Origin of the sequence: Hymenobacter sp. CRA2 (genome assembly GCF_002007105.1) — a bacterium.
In the GTDB taxonomy this organism is placed as follows: Bacteria; Bacteroidota; Bacteroidia; order Cytophagales; family Hymenobacteraceae; genus Solirubrum.
Genome location: NZ_MVBC01000014.1, coordinates 34,970 through 51,875, shown reverse-complemented (window position 1 = coordinate 51,875; position 16,906 = coordinate 34,970). Strand labels below are relative to the sequence as shown.

The window sequence follows — 16,906 nt, the reverse complement described above, 5'->3', positions numbered from 1 at the left end:
CCATGGCTGCGACGTCGTTGGCTGCTGCCCTGGTAGCCGATTTTGAACAGCATTTCCAGATCCGGCCGCTAGCTGTTTTTTCGCCCGGGCGGGTTACGCTGCTAGGCAAGCACGCCGGGCATTTTGGCGGTCTGGTGCTGCCCGTCAGCATCGACCGCGGCGCCGTGGTGGCCGTGGCGCTGCAGCGGAACGGCCGGGCGCGCCTGTATTCTTACGACTCCGACGTCGTGGTGGACGCCTCGCTGGCGGCCGCACCACCCGCCGGCAAGTCCTGGATGCAGCGGCTGCTGGGCGTGGCCGCGGGCTTTCAGCGGCTGGGCATCGAGGTGCCCGGCTTCGACTGCATGTTCGGCGCCAACCTGCCCGTGGGTGCAGGGCTTTCGGCGGCGGCCGCCGTGGCCAGCGGCCTGGCCTACGCCCTGAACGAGCTGCTCGGCGCCGGCCTCGGCCCGATGGAGCTGGCCCGGCTGGCCCTGCGCGCCGAAGCCGATGCCGAGGGTGCCGCCGGCCTCACCGACTACTTCACCAGCCTTTGCAGCCGCCCCGCGCACCTGGCCCGGCTGGATTGCCGCTCCCTGCACTTCGAGTACCTGCCCTTCGACGCCAGTACCTACCGCTGGGTGCTTTGCGACGCGGGCGTGAGCCGCAGCCGCGCCGATGCGGGCTACGCGGCGCGGCAGGAGGAGTGCGCGCGGGGCCTGGCCGTGCTGCGCCGCCATTTCCCCGAACTGCGCAGTCTGCGCGATGCCACGCCCATGCAGCTGCACCGCTACCGCGGCGAAATGGGGGAGGGCGTCTACCGCCGCTGCGCCTTCGTGCTGGCCGAAAACCAGCGCGTAGAACTGGCTGCCTACCACTTAGCCGCCGGCAACGTGCGCGCCGTGGGGCAGCAGATGTACGCCTCGCACGCTGGCCTGCGCAACGATTACGCCGTCAGCTGCCCTGAGCTGGACGAGCTGGTGTACATCGCGCAGGAGTTTCCGGCGGCGCTGGGAGCCCGTATGCTCGGCGGCCTGGGCAGCTGCACCCTCAACCTGGTGCCCGCCGCCGAAGCCGATGCCTTTGTGCAGCACGTACAGACCGCCTACGCCCGCCGCCGCGCCGGTGCCCTGGCCACCTACCAGTTGGGCGGCGGGGGCGTGCTGACGCAGGTGTAAGCCCGGCAGCCCGCAGCCGACGTGCTTTAGCCCGCAAACATGCCCACCGCGTTCCTGCTCGGCAGCGTCGTTTTGCCCATCAGAAACTGGTCGACCTGCCGGGCCGCTTCGCGCCCTTCCGATATGGCCCACACCACCAACGACTGTCCCCGGCGCATGTCGCCGGCCACGAATACCTTGTCGAGACTGGTGCGGTAGTCGCGCTCCGAGGCCAGCACGTTGCCGCGCTCGTCCAGCCGCACGCCGAGCTGCGCCAGCAGGCCGCCCGGCTCCGGGCCCGTAAAGCCCAGGGCCAGCAGCACCCGCCGCGCCGGGATTTCGCGCTCCGAGCCCTCGATTTCCGTGTAGCCCAGGCGGCGGCCCAGCACGTCGGTTTCCCAGGTGATGTCGGACACGAGCAGGGCGCGCACCTGGCCGTGCTCGTCGCCGAGGAAGGCCCGGGTTTTGATGCCCCAGTAACGCTGGCAGCCCTCCTCGTGCGAAGAGGAGCTGCGGAAGATGGCCGGCTCCAAGGGCCAGGGCGTGTGCGCAGGCCGCTCGTGGCCGGGCTCATTCATCTGGGCAAACTGCGTGACGCAACGTGCCCCTTGCCGGTTGGCCGTGCCCACGCAGTCGGAGCCCGTGTCGCCGCTGCCGACGACGACCACGTCTTCGCCTTCTGCCCACAGCGCCTCGTCCTCGATGGGCAGCCCGGCCACGCGGCGGTTGTGCTGGATGAGGTAGGGCATGGCGAAATGAATGCCGCGCAGCTCACGGCCGGGGATAGGCAAATCCCGCGGCTGCAAAGCGCCGCCGGCCAGCACCACCGCGTCGAAGCCCTGCAGCAGCGCATCGGCAGGCAAGTCACGGCCGATTTCCACGCCGCAGCGAAACTGCACGCCGTCGGCTTCCAGCAGCTCGATGCGGCGGTCGATAACCCACTTTTCGAGCTTGAAATCGGGCACGCCGTAGCGCAACAGGCCACCGGGCCGGTCGTCGCGCTCGAATACCGTGACCGAGTGGCCCGCCTTCCTGAGCTGCGCCGCCGCGGCCAGCCCGGCCGGCCCCGAGCCCACCACCGCTACCATCTTGCCCGACCGGAGCACCGGCGCCGTGGGCCGCACGTAGCCCTTCGCGAAGGCTATTTCGATGATGTGTTTCTCGATTTCCTCGATGGCCACCGGCGCGCGGTTGATGCTCAGCACGCAGGCCGCCTCGCAGGGCGCGGGGCAGATGCGGCCGGTGAATTCGGGGAAGTTATTCGTAGAACTCAGAATCTGGTAAGCCTGCTCCCAGTCCTGCCGGTGCACGGCCTCGTTGAACTCCGGAATGATGTTGCCCAGCGGGCAGCCCGAGTGGCAAAACGGAATGCCGCAGTTCATGCAGCGCGCCGCCTGCTGGGTGAGCTGATTTTCGGCGTACTGCCCCACGAACTCCTGGTTGTGCTGCACGCGCTCCTGCGGGGCCGCCTTGGCCGGCAGTTCCCGCTCAAATTCCTTGAAACCGGTGATGTGTCCCATGTGCGCCTCACCCCCCGGCCCCCTCTCCCTTTAGGAGAGGGGGAGCCTGACGACTTTGGGAGGCTGATTGTTGTCGTTGATGTTTGATTTTATGAGGTCCTGATCCGCTCGTAACCCCAGCCATAGTTGGCTACTCTCCGCCCGGCCCGACTTTGCTGAGGGCTGGCTCCCCTGCTCTTTTTGGAGAGGGGGCCGGGGTGAGGCGAGCGTAAGGGCCTTACCGCTCGGCTGGCTCGAAGCGCGCGGCCTGCACCACCTTCTTGTACTCGGAGGGAAACACCTTCACGAAACGCCCGGCTTCTTCCTGCCAGTTATCGAGCAGGAAGGCGGCCAGCTGCGAGCCGGTAAGCTGCTGGTGCTGGTGCAGCAAGGCCCGAATCTGGTCTTCGTCGTCGGCGTCGAGCGGGTCCAGCTCCACCATTTCCAGGTTGCAGTTCGGCGGGAACGAGCCGTCCGGGTCGTACACCCAGGCAACGCCCCCGCTCATGCCGGCGGCGAAGTTGCGCCCGGTGCGGCCCAGGATGAGGGCGCGGCCGCCCGTCATGTACTCGCAGCCGTGGTCCCCCACACCTTCGACTACCGCCGTGGCGCCCGAGTTGCGCACCGCAAACCGCTCCCCGGCCTGCCCGCGCACAAACAGCTCCCCGCTGGTGGCCCCGTACAGCGCCACGTTACCGATGATGATGTTCTGCTCAGCCGCGAAGCGCGCGTCCGGTGCCGGGTAAATGGCCAGCTGCGCCCCGCTCAGGCCCTTGCCCACGTAGTCGTTGGCTTCGCCTTCCAATGCGAAGGCGAGGCCCGGCGCGCAGAACGCCCCGAAGCTTTGCCCCGCCGAGCCGCGGAAGCGGTAATTGATGGTGGCAGGGGGCAGCCCGGCGCCCTGGTAGCGCTTGGTTACCTCGTTCGAGAGCAGGGTGCCGATGGTGCGGTCGGTGTTGTGCACCTCAAAAGTGGCCGACACCGGCGTGCGTTCCTGCAGGGCCGGGCGGGCGTGCTTGAGCAGCTGCCAGTCCAGGATTTTGCGCAGGCCGTGGTCCTGATCCTCGCTGTGGTACAGGGTGCCGCCCGAAGGATTGGGCACGGGTTGCAGCAGATCCGTCAGGTCCAGGGTGCGGGCTTTCCAGTGGTCGAGGCCTTCGCGCAGCTTCAGAAACTGCGGCCGGCCCACCATTTCGTTCACCGTGCGGAAACCCAGCTCGGCCATGATTTCGCGCAGCTCCTCGGCCAGGAAGCGGAATAGGTTCACGATGTGCTCGGGCTGACCGGTGAAGAGCTTGCGCAGCTCCGGGTCCTGGGTGGCCACGCCCACCGGGCAGGTGTTCAGGTGACACTTGCGCATCAGGATGCAGCCGCCGGCAATCAGCGCCGCCGTGGCCACGCCCCATTCCTCGGCCCCGAGCAGGGCGGCTACGGCCAGGTCGCGGCCGGTTTTGATTTGTCCATCGGCCTGTAGCACCACGCGGCTACGCAGCTGGTTGCGCACCAGCGTCTGGTGCGCCTCGGCCAGGCCCAGCTCCCAGGGCAGCCCGGCGTGCTTGATAGAGCTGATAGGCGAGGCGCCGGTGCCGCCGTCGTAGCCGGCAATCAGGATGACGTCGGCGTGGGCCTTGGCCACGCCCGCTGCAATGGTCCCGACGCCAGCCTTCGACACCAGCTTGACACTGATGCGGGCGGCGCGGTTGGCGTTTTTCAGGTCGAAGATGAGCTGGGCCAGGTCCTCGATGGAGTAGATGTCGTGGTGGGGCGGGGGCGAGATGAGCCCCACACCGGGCGTGGCGTGGCGCACCCGCGCAATCCACTCGTCCACCTTGTGGCCGGGCAGCTGCCCGCCTTCCCCGGGCTTGGCGCCCTGGGCCATCTTGATCTGCAGCTCGTCGGCGTTGGTGAGGTACTGGGCCGTCACGCCGAAGCGGGCCGAGGCCACCTGCTTGATGGCCGAGCGCATGGAGTCGCCGTTGGGCAGCACTTCGTAGCGCATCGGGTCCTCGCCGCCCTCGCCGGTGTTGCTCTTGGCGCCGATGCGGTTCATGGCAATAGCCAGCGTGCTGTGGGCCTCGTGCGAGATGGAGCCGAACGACATGGCCCCGGTGGCAAAGCGCCGCATGATGCTTTCGGCCGGCTCCACTTCCTCCAGTGGAATAGCGGGCCGGTGCTGGGCAAAATCCAGCAGCCCGCGCAGCGTAAACAGCCGCTCCGGCTGCTCGTTCACCAGCCGGGCGTAGCGCCGGTACACCTCGTAACTGTTCGTGCGCGTGGCGTGCTGCAGCAGGTGCACCGTTTCGGGGTTGAACATGTGCGCCTCGCCGCGCCGCCGCCACTGGTACACGCCGCCCTCGGGCAGCAGCGTCTGCTCCTCGGCCGACGAGGTTTTGAAGCCCTGAAACTGCTTGTACAGCGTCTCGCGGGCAATATCGTCCAGCCCCAGCCCACCAATGCGCGTGACGGCGCCGCAGAAGTAGCGGTCCACCACGTCCTGGTTCAGCCCCAGAATTTCGAACACCTGCGCGCCGTGGTACGACTGCAGGGTGCTGATGCCCATCTTCGAGAAGATCTTCAGCAGCCCGTCGCACACGGCCTTGATATAGTTCTGCCGCAGCTCTTCGTAGCTCTGGCTAGTGCGGAACTGCCCGCCCGCGTGCATGGTCTGCACCGTCGACAGCGCCAGGTACGGATTGATGGCCGTGGCCCCGAAGGCCAGCAGGCAGGCGAAGTGGTGCACTTCCCACACGTCGCCGGCCTCCACCACCAGCCCCACCGAGCCGCGGTAACCCTTCTGAATCAGGTGGTGATGCACCGCCGATACGGCCAGCAACGAGGGTATAGGGGCGTGCTTGGAGTCCAGGCCGCGGTCGGAGAGCAGCAGCACTTCGAAGCCGTCGTTTACCGCGTCTTCGGCGTAGCGGCACAGGCGCGCCAGGCCCGCTTCCAGGGAGCCGGGCCTGCCGTCGGCCTTGAAGTAAGACAGCAAGGTCTTGGCGTTGAACAGGCCCGTGTCGATGCTGCGCAGCTTTTCCAGCTCGTGGTTCGTCAGAATGGGCTGGCGCAGCGCCACGCAATGGCAGTGCATCTTGTCCTCGTCCAGGATGTTGCCGTTGTTGCCCAGAAAGGTTGCCAGGCTCATCACCAGCCGCTCCCGGATGGGGTCGATGGGTGGGTTGGTGACCTGCGCGAAGAACTGCTTGAAGTAGCTGCTCAGGTGCTGCGGCTGGTCCGACAGCACCGCCAGCGGCACATCCACGCCCATGGAGCCGATGGGCTCCTTGCCTTCCAGCGCCATCGGCGTAATAATGGTGTCGATATCCTCGCGGGTGTAGCCAAACACCTGGTGGTACTTGAACACCGACTCGGCCGACAAATCCGAAAACACCTGCCGCGGCTCGGGCAGCTCCTCCAGCCGGATCTGGTACTTATCCAGCCACTCGCCATAGGGCTGCTGCGCGGCGGCCCGGGCCTTCAGCTCCTCGTCGGTGATGATGCGGCCCGCCTGGGTATCGATGAGCAGCATCTTGCCCGGTTGCAGGCGGCCTTTACGAATGACAGTATCTTCCGGAATGCCCAGCACGCCCACTTCCGAGGCCACCATCACGCGCCCGTCGTTGGTCTGCACGTAGCGCAAGGGGCGCAGGCCGTTGCGGTCCAGCATGGCGCCGAGCATCTGCCCGTCGGTGAAAAGCAGCGCGGCCGGACCGTCCCAGGGGGCCATAAAAGTGGCGTGGAACTCGTAGAAGGCCTTTTTGAGCGGGTCCATCTGCGTGTTACCGTCCCAGGCCTCGGGCACCAGCATCATCATCACGTGCGGCAGCGGGCGGCCCGAGTGCAGCAGCACCTCCACGATGTTATCCAAGCAGGCCGAATCCGACTGCTGGCTGTCGATAACCGGCAGCAGCATGTCCATTTCTTCAGGCGTGAAACAGGGCGACACGTAGCTGCGCACGCCGGCGTAAAACCAGTTCAGGTTGCCGCGCAGCGTGTTTATCTCGCCATTGTGAGCCAGCAGCCGGAAGGGCTGGGCCAGCCGCCAAGAGGGCATGGTGTTCGTCGAAAAGCGCGAGTGCACCATGCCGAACGCCGAGGTCAAGCGCCGGTCCGACAAATCGGGGAAGTAGCCGCGCACCTGGTAGGTGGTCAGCTGCCCCTTGTACACGATGGTCTTGCACGAGAGCGAGGCGAAGTAAAAATCCGCGCCCGCACCCGGCACCGTTTCGGCCACCGCCCGGGTGATGAAGCGCCGCAACACGTACAGCTTCCGCTCGAAGTCCTCGGCCGCGGCCAGCCCCGCCGGCCGCAGCACGAATACCTGCTCCATATCCGGCTCCGCCGCCAGCGCCGTCGGGCCGATGCCGGCCGGGTTCACGGGCACCGGGCGGTAGCCCAGCACCGGCAGGCCCAGCCGCTGGCCCGCCGCGTCGATAACGGCGCGGCAGGCGGCTTTCAGGGCCGCGTCCTTGGGCAAAAACAGCATGCCCACGCCGTAGCCGCCCGGCTCGGGCAGCCGGATGCTGAGCGCGGTGCACTCTTCAAGGAAAAACCAGTGGGGGAGTTGCAGGAGCAAGCCGGCGCCGTCGCCGGAATCGGAGTCGCACCCGCAGGCGCCGCGGTGCTCCATGTTTTCCAACATGGTCAGCGCGTCGCTGATGATTTGGTGCGACTTCTGCCCGTTCAGGTACGCGATAAATCCCGTCCCACAGGCGTCGTGCTCGAACTCAGGGCGGTAGAGGCCCTGGGAAGGAGTTGGCGTCATGGTAAGTTGTGGTAAGCGGGAATGCGGGCAGAAAGGCGGAGCGAATCAGTAAGGTAGCGAATAAACCTGTTGATGCTGCTCCCTATGGTTAGTAAAAAATATTCATCGAATCATATAAGTGCGCCAAGCGCAAAAACCGCTTAGTTGGAGCCGGTAGCTGGGTTTTAGGGTGCAGGATTTAATAAAATGACCCCTGTAAGGGCTGATTCTTTCCCAATGTCCTAACCAAGAGAGTTGCACATGTGCCTGAAACTCATTACTTGCCGGGGCTTAACAATTCGGTAACATGGAAGTCGCAGTTTTGAAGTACCCGGCGGTGCGCAACTACGTTGCCGGTCAGTTTGTCGAGGACGCCGGCGCGCGCACCCTGGAGGTATTCTGCCCGCTCACCGGCGCGGTGATTTCTACGGTGCCGCTGTCGGGGGGCGCCGCGCTGGATCAGGCCGTGCAGGCCGCCCAGGCCGCCTTCCCCGCGTGGTCGGCCACGCCGATCAAGGAGCGGGTGCAGATTTTCTACCGTTACAAAGTTCTGCTGGAGCGCGACATGCAGGCCCTGGCCGAACTGGTGCGCGAGGAGAACGGCAAGACCTTGGACGAAGCCCGCGCCGAGGTCGAAAAGGCCGTCGAGCTGACCGAGTTTGCCTGCTCCATGCCCCAGCTTATTCAGGGCGAGTTTCTGGAAGTCAGCAAGGGCGTGGAAGCCCGCGTGGAGCGCAAGCCGCTGGGCGTGGTGGCCAGCATCGCGCCCTTCAACTTCCCCAACATGGTACCGCACTGGACCATTCCGAATGCCCTGGTGCTCGGCAACTGCATGATCCTGAAGCCCTCGGAAGTGGTGCCGCTCAGCGCCGGCCGCATCGCCGAACTGCTGAAGGAAGCCGGCCTGCCCGACGGCGTGCTCAACATCGTGCACGGCGACCGGGAAATCGTGGAAGCCATCTGCGACCATCCGGGCATCGAGGCCGTGTCGTTCGTGGGCTCCACCCGAATTGCCAAGGTGGTGTACCGCCGCGCTACTTCGAATCTGAAGCGCTGCGTGGCCCTCGGCGGGGCCAAAAACCACCTGATGGTGCTGCCCGACGCTCACCCCGACATGACGGCCTCCAACGTGGCGGCGAGTATGTCGGGCTGCGCGGGGCAGCGCTGCATGGCCGGCTCCACCATGGTCGGCGTCGGTCAGGTCGACCACATCGTGCAGAAGCTGGTGGAGGAAGCCCGCAAAATCGTGCCCGGCCAGAGCCTGGGCTCGGTCATCAGCCGCGAAGCCAAGGAGCGCATCGAAGGCTACATTACTGAGGCCGAGCAGGCCGGCGCACGGGTGCTGCTCGATGGCCGCAACGCCGTAGTGCCCGGCCAGGAAGACGGCTACTACGTGGGCCCCACCGTGGTCGACTACGTGACGCCCGACATGCGCATCGCGCAGGAAGAGGTGTTTGGGCCGGTGCTGGCCATCCTGCGCACCAATACGCTGGACGAGGCCCTGGCTATCGAAAACGCCAACCCCTACGGCAATGCGGCGGCCGTGTTTACGCAGAGCGGCAGCATGGCCCGCTACGTGATGGACCACGCTTCGGCTGGCATGATTGGCGTCAACATCGGCGTGCCGGTCCCGCGCGAGCCGTTTTCCTTCGGCGGCTGGAACGAGTCGAAATTTGGCGCCTGCGACATCACCGGCAAAAGCTCCATCGAGTTCTGGACCCAACTCAAGAAAACCACGACGAAGTGGAATCCGGAGTCGCGGGTGAATTGGATGAGCTAGGGCGGGCTGAAAAAGGGACGCCATGCTTGATCTGGCGTCCGCTTGTCGAAGCATCTCTCCCGCTTAGTGTAGACATAAGTAGACAGCCAAATAAGACCGTCCTGTCGAGCGCAGTCGAGACATCTCGCGTGCTGATGGCAGGTAGTAATTAGAAATTACTATCCGGCGAGATTGACTTGCGCCTGCCTTCGGGTCCTCGAATTTGCTCGGAATGACATTCTAAAGAAGCAGTAGAGATGCTTCAAGCAGCCTAGCATGACGTCCCAAATTATTGCTGCCTTATACTTGCTGGCAATAATTATTTAATCGCCTTTTTGTCTATATTTAAAGTACGCCGAAATGCGTGCTTATTCTCCCTTTCTCCCACAGCCAAGAAGATGGAAACCTACACCGAAACCGATAAGGAGCAAATCCTGCGAGATAATCTGGATCATACCCTGTTTTCTTGGTCGAAGCAGGCTGGGCTGAATCCGATTAATATCGAGCGGGCGGAAGGCGTGTATCTGTGGGACCGGGACGGCAAACGCTACCTCGATTTCTCGTCGCAGCTGATGAACGTCAACATCGGTCACGGCAACCAGAAAGTAACCGAGGCCGTGGCCGCGCAGATGCGCGAGGTGAGCTACGTGTACCCCGGCATGATTACCAAGGCCCGCGGCGACTTGGGCCGCCGGCTAGCCGACATCACCGCGCCCAACCTAACCAAGGCTTTCTTTACCCTAGGCGGGGCCGAAAGCATCGAAAACGCCGTCAAGCTGGCCCGCATCTATACCGGCCGGCACAAGATTGTGTCGTTGTACCAGTCGTTTCACGGCGCTTCCTACGGGGCCATCAGCGTGGGCGGCGACCCGCGCAAGTTTGCCGTCGATGCGCAGGCCATGCCCGGCACGGTGCACGTCGAAAACCCGTACTTCTACCGCTGCCCCTGGTACAGCCGCACGCCCGAGGAGTGTGCCGAGCGGGCTGCCGCGGCTATGGAGCGCATCATCGGCTACGAGAATCCCGGCAGCGTAGCGGCCATCATTCTGGAGGGCGAGTCGGGCACCTCGGGCTGCATCAAGTACCCGCCCGGTTACTGGCAGCGGGTGCGCGAAATATGTGATAAGCACGGCATTCTGCTCATTGCCGACGAGGTCATGTCCGGCTTCGGGCGCACCGGCAAGTGGTTCGGCTCCGACCACCACGGCGTGAAAGTCGACCTGATGTGCATGGCCAAAGGCATTACCGCCGGCTACCTGCCCCTGGGTGCCGTGATGGTGGATGAGCAGATTGCCGGTTACTTCGACGAGCGGCCCCTGCCGCTGGGCCTCACGTACTCGGCCCACCCCGTATCGTGCGCCGCCGCCGTGGCTGTACTCGATATCTACGAGGAAGAAAACATGCTGCAGAACGTGCAGGATCTGGGCCGTTACCTCGATGCCCGCATGTGCGACCTGATGGCCGAGCACCCCAGCATCGGCGACTGGCGCAACACCGGCCTCTTTGGCTGTATCGAGCTGGTAAAGAACCGCGACACCAAGGAGCCCATGGCGCCCTGGAACGCGGGCGCCGACCAAATGGCGGTGATGAACCAGGTAGCGGCCAAAATCCGTGAGCTGGGCATGTACACCTTCGTACGCTGGAATTACATTTTCATTGCGCCGCCGCTCAACATCACCAAGGACGAGCTAGACGAAGGCTTGGATATTATTTCGCAAGCCATCCGCATTGCCGATCAGCACGTGCACTAAGCGGTGTTGCAGTCGGCAACGAAAGAGCTGAATTATTTAGCTCTTTCGTTGCCAAGCATGCATTATTGCCGGAAATAGTTACCTCACGTTGCCTGGGGTAGGGTGACTATTTTCTAAATGGTAATAATTATACCGTTTGATAAATTGAAATCAGCGCGGAAAAACCTATATTTTCCATCGGTTAACGGCCTTTATTTTTTTCTGCTGAATGGTGTCTTTGCTGATTAAAAATGGCCGCGTCGTGACGGCCGATTCCGACAGCGTATGCGACATCCTGGTTGACGGCGAAACCATTGCCGCCATCGGGAAAAACCTGCCGATGCCGGCCGGTGCCGAACTCATCGACGCCACCGGCAAAATCATCGTGCCGGGCGGCATCGACCCGCACGTGCACCTCGACATGCCCTTTATGGGCACCTTCAGCTCCGACACCCACGAAACCGGTACCCGCGCCGCGCTGCACGGCGGCACCACCACCGTTATCGACTTCGTACTGCAGAAGCAGGGCCATTCGCTGCGTGAGGCGCTGACCGAGTGGCAGGGCCGGGCCACCGGCACCGCCGTGGGCGACTACAGCTTCCACATGGCCGTGACGGACTTCAACCCGAGCACCAAGGAGGAAATCAAGGACATGGTGGCCGAGGGCATTACCTCCTTCAAAACCTTCATGGCCTACAAGGGCGCGCTCATGATTGACGATGCGCAGATGGTGGGCCTGATGCAGGAGGTGCGCAAGCACGGCGGGCTGGTGACGGCCCACGCCACCAACGGCGACATGATTGACACGCTCATTGCTCAGCACCGGGCCGCGGGCAAGCGCACGCCGCGCTACCACTACCTCTCGCAGCCCGAAGTGACGGAGGCCGAAGCCTCCGGCCGCTTCACCGACATTGCCAACTACACCGGCGTCAACGCCTACATCGTGCACCTGACCTGCGAGGGCGCCCTGAACCAGGTGCGCCGCGCCACCGAGCGGAATCAGCGCGTATTCGTGGAAACCTGCATTCAGTACCTGCTGCTCGACGCTTCGCTCTACGGCGACGATTTTGAGGGCGCCAAGTGGGTGATGTCGCCGCCGCTGCGCGAGAAAAAAGACCAGCAGACGCTCTGGGCGGGCATCAACCAGGGCTTGGTGCAGGTGGTGGGCACCGACCACTGCCCCTTTATGTGGGAGCAGAAGCAGATGGGCGCCGACGACTTTTCGAAGATTCCGAACGGGCATCCGGCCATCGAACATCGCATGGAACTGCTTTTCTCGGAGGGCGTCAATAAGGGCCGTATTTCGCTGCAGAAATTCGTGGAAGTCACGAGCACCAACGCAGCCAAAATCTTCGGCATGTTTCCGCGCAAAGGCACTATCAGCATCGGCGCCGACGCGGATTTGGTCCTCATCGACCCCGAAAAGAAGCACCGGATTTCGGCCGAAACGCACCACATGAACGTGGACTACTCCGGCTACGAAGGCTGGGAGCTGACCGGCAAAATCGAGACGGTGCTGCTGCGCGGGCAGGTGGCCGTGGACGCGGGCGAGACCAAAGTCGGGCGCGGATATGGGCAGTTTATCCGCAGAGGGCCAACTATTTATTAACTTAATAGGAGCATGTTAGAGCTAGTTCCCCTCCTCGGACGAGGAGGGGCCAGGGGCGGTTGATTAGTCATTTGAACGTCATCCAGCTCTAGCCTTTTAGTTCTGGTTTTTCCACCACCCCCGACCCCTCAGTTGAGGCAGGGAGCTAGAACTATTTTCTGGCACATCCGCCCGCAAATCCTTTCCCAACCAAATAACCGCGTACCCCAATGCCCAGAATGATTAAATCTGGCCTGATCCAGATGAGCCTGCCCATGACCGAGGGCGAAGGCACGATTGAGGAAATCAAGGAGGCGATGGTGCAGAAGCACATTCCGTTGATTGAGGAAGCTGGGCGGCAGGGCGTGCAGATTCTGTGCCTGCAGGAAATCTTCAACACCCCGTACTTCTGCCCCGGCCAGGACAAAGCCTGGTACGCCTCAGCCGAATCGGTGCCCGGCCCCACGACCGAGCGCATGGCCGAGTACGCCAAGAAGCACAACATGGTCATCATCGTGCCGGTGTACGAGAAGGAGCAAGCCGGCTTCCTCTACAACACGGCCGCCGTCATCGACGCCGACGGGACCTACCTGGGCAAGTACCGCAAGAATCACATTCCGCACACCTCGGGCTTCTGGGAGAAGTACTTCTTCAAGCCCGGGAACCTGGGCTACCCGGTATTCCAGACCAAGTACGCCAAGGTGGGCGTGTACATCTGCTACGACCGGCACTTCCCCGACGGAGCGCGCGTGCTGGGCCTGAACGGAGCCGAAATCGTGTACAACCCCTCGGCCACCGTGGCCGGCCTCTCGCAGTACCTCTGGAAGCTGGAGCAGCCCGCCCACGCCGCCGCCAACGGCTACTTCATGGGCTGCATCAACCGGGTGGGGGAGGAGAAGCCTTGGAACCTGGGCCGCTTCTACGGCACCTCGTACTTCGTCGACCCCCGGGGCCAGATCATTGCCGAAGCCGACGAATACAAAGACGAACTGCTGGTGGCCGAGTTTGACCTGGATATGATTGATGAAGTGCGCGCCACCTGGCAATTCTTTCGAGACCGGCGCCCCGAAACCTACGAGAAGCTGGTGGAACTGTAGGCTAATGATATACAGACCGTCATGTCGGGCGCAGTCGAGACATCTCGCGTGCTGACGCCGGGTCGTAATCAACGTGTGTAACGAAGAGGTTCCCTCCCGAGTGAGATGTCTCGGCTTCGCTCGACCTGAAGGCCTTGCGACTTTTTCTCTCCTTTCGCAACCAACGCCATACCCCCATGGCCGAGTACCCGACCCCCACGACCGAGCAGGAATTTGCGGCGAATTTTGCCCAGATCAAGCCGCTGATGAGCAACACCGAGGCGCTGTACGAAAGCTCGCGGTGCCTGTTTTGCTTCGACGCGCCCTGCATCAAGGCTTGCCCATCCGGTATCGATATTCCGCAGTTTATCCGGCAGATCAACACCGGCAATACCATCGGCGCGGCCAAAACCATCTACGAGGCCAATTACTTCGGCAACGCCTGCGGCAAGGTGTGCCCGACGGAGGTCTTGTGCGAAGGCGCCTGCGTGTACAACCTCAACGACCAAAAGCCCATCGAAATCGGGCGGCTGCAAAGCCACGCGACGCGCAAGGTCATCGACAGCGGCAAACACCTATTCGGGCCGGGGCCGGCCAACGGGCGCAAGGTGGCGGTTATCGGGGCCGGGCCGGCGGGCATCAGCTGCGCCTGCGAGTTGCGCGCTTTGGGCTACGCGGTGGATGTGTTTGAAGCCCGCGAGCAGCCTTCGGGGCTGACCCTATACGGCGTGGCACCTTACAAAATCACCAATGCCGAGGCGCTGGCCGAAATGGACTATCTGGAGCAGCAATTCGGCTACCGCGTGCACTACAACCACCGCATCAGCACCCGTGAGGAGCTGCAGCGGCTGGAAGACGAGTACGACGCCATCTTCCTGGGTATCGGGCTGGGCGCGACGAATGCCCTGCTGCTGCCCGGGGAGGAGCGCACGAACTGCGTGGGGGCGGTGGAGTTTATCGAGCAGCTGCGCACGGAGCACCAGCACGTAGCGGTGGGCCGCAAGGTCATCGTGCTCGGCGGCGGCAACACAGCCATGGACGCGGCCTCCGAATCGGCGCGGCTGGGGGCGGAGGACGTTACCCTCGCTTACCGCCGCGGCAAGGGCGAAATGGGGGCCTACGGGTTCGAGTACGACCTGGCAAAGGGCGCAGGCGTGAAGGGCCTGTTCAACGTGGCGCCGGTGGAAATCGTGGGAAACGGCAAAGTGGAGGGTGTCCGGTTTATTCGCACGGCCACCCTCGACGGGCAGGTACAGATTGTGCCCGGTTCGGAGTTCGTGGAGCCCTGTGACATGGTCATCAAAGCCACCGGCCAGGCCAAGCAGACCGGCTTTCTGCATCTGATTCCGGGTTTGCAGCTGGATGGGAAAGGCCGCATCGTGGCCGATACCCGCACCGGGCAGACCTCGAACCCAAGGTATTTCGCCTCCGGCGACGCGCTGAACGGCGGGGCCGAGGTGGTCAACGCCGCCGCCGAAGCCAAGCAGACGGCCCGGGGCATTCACGAGTTTCTGAGCGGTAACTGAAGCCGAACGTCATGCCGAGCTTGTCGACACATCTCGCGTGCTGATGGCTGACAGTAACTCCCTTCACCAGAACATTATCCTCCAACGTCAGCACGCGAGATGCCTCGGCTGCGCTCGGCATGACGTTCTACTAAACAAACCACCATGCCTGATCTTTCCATAAACTTTGCCGGCATCAAGTCGCCGAACCCGTTCTGGCTGGCTTCGGCGCCGCCTACCAACTCCGGCTACCAGGTGATGAAAGCCTTCGATGCGGGCTGGGGCGGAGCCGTGTGGAAGACCCTGGGCGTGCCCGTGGTGAACGTGTCGAGCCGCTACGGCGGGGTAAATTACCGCGACAAGCGCCTCATCGGCTTCAACAACATCGAGCTGATTTCGGACCGTCCGCTCGCGGATAACCTGCGCGAAATCGAGGAAGTCAAGAAGTTCTTCCCCCACCACGCCGTTATTGCCTCCCTGATGGTGCAGAGCCGGCAGGAGTGGCACGACATCGTGCGCGACGTGACCAACGCCGGCGCCGACGGCATCGAGCTGAACTTTGGCTGCCCGCATGGCATGTGCGAGCGGGGCATGGGCTCGGCCGTGGGGCAAGAGCCGGAAGTGCTCAAAACCATCGTGGAATGGGTGATGGAAGTGGCCCGGATTCCGGTTATCGTCAAGCTCACGCCCAACATTTCGGATATCACCGAGCCGGCCCGCGCCGCCCGCGCCGGCGGCGCCGACGCCATCTCGCTCATCAACACGATTCAGAGCATCGTGGGCGTGGATCTGGACAAGTTTGCGCCGTACCCCATCGTCGACGGGCAGGGCACCAACGGCGGTTACTGCGGGCCGGCAGTGAAGCCCATTGCGCTGAACATGGTGAAGAACTGCGCCCAGGACCCCAACGTGCGCCTGCCCATTTCGGGCATCGGCGGCATCGAAAACTGGCGCGACGCGGTGGAGCATATCCTGCTTGGGGCCTCGTCGGTACAGGTGTGCACGGCGGCCATGCACTTTGGCTTCGGCATCATTCGTGAAATGACAGCCGGGCTGGAGCAGTACATGACGGAGAAGGGCTTCCAGACCATTTACGACTTCGTGGGCAAGGCCCTGCCGAATGTCAGGCACTGGGAAGATCTGAACCTGAAATACCAGGTGAAGGCCCACATCCACGAGGACAAGTGCATCGGCTGCCAGCTGTGCTACACGGCCTGCGAAGACGGCGCCCATCAGGCCATTCGGCTGCAGGAAGGCACCCGCGTGCCGGCCATTATCGAGCAAAACTGCGTGGGCTGCAACCTCTGCTCCCTGGTGTGCCCGGTGGAGCAGTGCATCACCATGGAGCGCCGCGACGACGCCACCGAGCACCTGACCTGGAAAGAGCGTACCGAGGCCGGTACCATCCCCGTGACTTTCAACGATGACCGGGCCGGTGGCCTGCACCACTGGGTGCCCGAGCCGGTGGCGGCCCTGGGCAAGGAGCGTCACAAGACGCTCCCCGGCAAAGCCCGCGCCCTGGGCAGCCCCCAAGAAGCCACGGTGTCGGCGCCCACGGCTACCGACGTGCTCAGCGCCTCCTGATGGAGCGGGGCCGCGAGGAAGGCCCAAAACAAGAACGGCCGCCCGAACCCGGGCGGCCGTTTTATGTTCAGATTATCGTTGTCGGCGCTTGCGCAGGCGCGCTACGGCGTACGTGGCGCCGCCCGCGAGCAGCAATGAAGCGCCGCCGTCGATGGGCACGGCCGTTGGGTCGGGTGGAGGCGTAACCGGGCCGGGCGTAGGGCCGCCTGAGCCCGGGCCCTGGGCGGAAGCTGCGCCGACTACGGCCAACAGTGGAAGCAGAAGGAGAAATGCACGTTTCATCAAGGC

At 63.7% G+C, this 16,906-nt stretch carries 10 protein-coding genes; 7 read left to right on the top strand and 3 right to left on the bottom strand.

Features of this window, described 5'->3' with window-relative positions; translation table 11 throughout:
• The first annotated feature begins 2 nt into the window (after nt 1-2).
• The gene (locus tag B0919_RS19610) at nt 3-1,157 is read left to right on the top strand and encodes a galactokinase (RefSeq protein WP_078013988.1); all 1,155 of its coding nucleotides are present in this window, start codon (nt 3-5) and stop codon (nt 1,155-1,157) included.
• A 26-nt stretch (nt 1,158-1,183) separates the two neighbouring features.
• On the opposite strand, the gene B0919_RS19605 is transcribed toward B0919_RS19610, so the two are convergent.
• Nucleotides 1,184-2,656, bottom strand: coding sequence for a glutamate synthase subunit beta (locus B0919_RS19605; protein WP_078013987.1), 1,473 nt, complete (start codon nt 2,654-2,656; stop codon nt 1,184-1,186).
• A 217-nt stretch (nt 2,657-2,873) separates the two neighbouring features.
• Nucleotides 2,874-7,397, bottom strand: a complete 4,524-nt coding sequence (gene gltB, locus B0919_RS19600) for a glutamate synthase large subunit (RefSeq protein ID WP_078013986.1) — start codon at nt 7,395-7,397, stop codon at nt 2,874-2,876.
• Between the two features lie 286 nt (nt 7,398-7,683).
• Between gltB and B0919_RS19595 the strand changes: the two genes are divergently transcribed.
• The 6 genes from B0919_RS19595 (at nt 7,684) to preA (ending at nt 16,618) form a co-directional block, all read left to right on the top strand.
• Nucleotides 7,684-9,156, top strand: a complete 1,473-nt coding sequence (locus B0919_RS19595; RefSeq protein WP_254846628.1) for a CoA-acylating methylmalonate-semialdehyde dehydrogenase — start codon at nt 7,684-7,686, stop codon at nt 9,154-9,156.
• A gap of 377 nt (nt 9,157-9,533) precedes the next feature.
• Nucleotides 9,534-10,886: an aminotransferase class III-fold pyridoxal phosphate-dependent enzyme gene (locus B0919_RS19590; RefSeq protein WP_078013985.1), complete on the top strand. Its 1,353-nt coding sequence runs from the start codon at nt 9,534-9,536 to the stop codon at nt 10,884-10,886.
• A 208-nt stretch (nt 10,887-11,094) separates the two neighbouring features.
• Nucleotides 11,095-12,474 (top strand): dihydropyrimidinase, encoded by a 1,380-nt coding sequence (gene hydA, locus B0919_RS19585; RefSeq protein ID WP_254846627.1) that lies wholly within the window; start codon nt 11,095-11,097, stop codon nt 12,472-12,474.
• A gap of 218 nt (nt 12,475-12,692) precedes the next feature.
• Nucleotides 12,693-13,550 carry a nitrilase-related carbon-nitrogen hydrolase gene (locus B0919_RS19580; protein ID WP_254846626.1) on the top strand — a complete coding sequence of 286 codons (858 nt, stop codon included), beginning with the start codon at nt 12,693-12,695 and terminating at the stop codon, nt 13,548-13,550.
• A 176-nt stretch (nt 13,551-13,726) separates the two neighbouring features.
• Nucleotides 13,727-15,055, top strand: a complete 1,329-nt coding sequence (locus B0919_RS19575) for an FAD-dependent oxidoreductase (protein WP_078013984.1) — start codon at nt 13,727-13,729, stop codon at nt 15,053-15,055.
• A gap of 144 nt (nt 15,056-15,199) precedes the next feature.
• The gene (preA, locus tag B0919_RS19570) at nt 15,200-16,618 is read left to right on the top strand and encodes an NAD-dependent dihydropyrimidine dehydrogenase subunit PreA (protein WP_078013983.1); all 1,419 of its coding nucleotides are present in this window, start codon (nt 15,200-15,202) and stop codon (nt 16,616-16,618) included.
• A gap of 72 nt (nt 16,619-16,690) precedes the next feature.
• Here preA and B0919_RS19565 read toward each other — a convergent pair whose 3' ends face one another.
• Entirely contained in the window at nt 16,691-16,900 is a 210-nt protein-coding gene (locus B0919_RS19565; RefSeq protein ID WP_078013982.1) for a PID-CTERM protein-sorting domain-containing protein, read from the bottom strand.
• Nucleotides 16,901-16,906: the final 6 nt, after the last annotated feature.

What these genes read in the sequence shown, in the direction of transcription:
- preA (WP_078013983.1), top strand. Translation starts at nt 15,200, where the DNA reads ATGCCTGATCTTTCCATAAACTTTGCCGGCATCAAGTCGCCGAACCCG.
- gltB (WP_078013986.1), bottom strand. Translation starts at nt 7,397, where the DNA reads ATGACGCCAACTCCTTCCCAGGGCCTCTACCGCCCTGAGTTCGAGCAC.
- B0919_RS19580 (WP_254846626.1), top strand. Translation starts at nt 12,693, where the DNA reads ATGATTAAATCTGGCCTGATCCAGATGAGCCTGCCCATGACCGAGGGC.
- B0919_RS19565 (WP_078013982.1), bottom strand. Translation starts at nt 16,900, where the DNA reads ATGAAACGTGCATTTCTCCTTCTGCTTCCACTGTTGGCCGTAGTCGGC.
- hydA (WP_254846627.1), top strand. Translation starts at nt 11,095, where the DNA reads ATGGTGTCTTTGCTGATTAAAAATGGCCGCGTCGTGACGGCCGATTCC.
- B0919_RS19605 (WP_078013987.1), bottom strand. Translation starts at nt 2,656, where the DNA reads ATGGGACACATCACCGGTTTCAAGGAATTTGAGCGGGAACTGCCGGCC.
- B0919_RS19590 (WP_078013985.1), top strand. Translation starts at nt 9,534, where the DNA reads ATGGAAACCTACACCGAAACCGATAAGGAGCAAATCCTGCGAGATAAT.
- B0919_RS19575 (WP_078013984.1), top strand. Translation starts at nt 13,727, where the DNA reads ATGGCCGAGTACCCGACCCCCACGACCGAGCAGGAATTTGCGGCGAAT.
- B0919_RS19610 (WP_078013988.1), top strand. Translation starts at nt 3, where the DNA reads ATGGCTGCGACGTCGTTGGCTGCTGCCCTGGTAGCCGATTTTGAACAG.
- B0919_RS19595 (WP_254846628.1), top strand. Translation starts at nt 7,684, where the DNA reads ATGGAAGTCGCAGTTTTGAAGTACCCGGCGGTGCGCAACTACGTTGCC.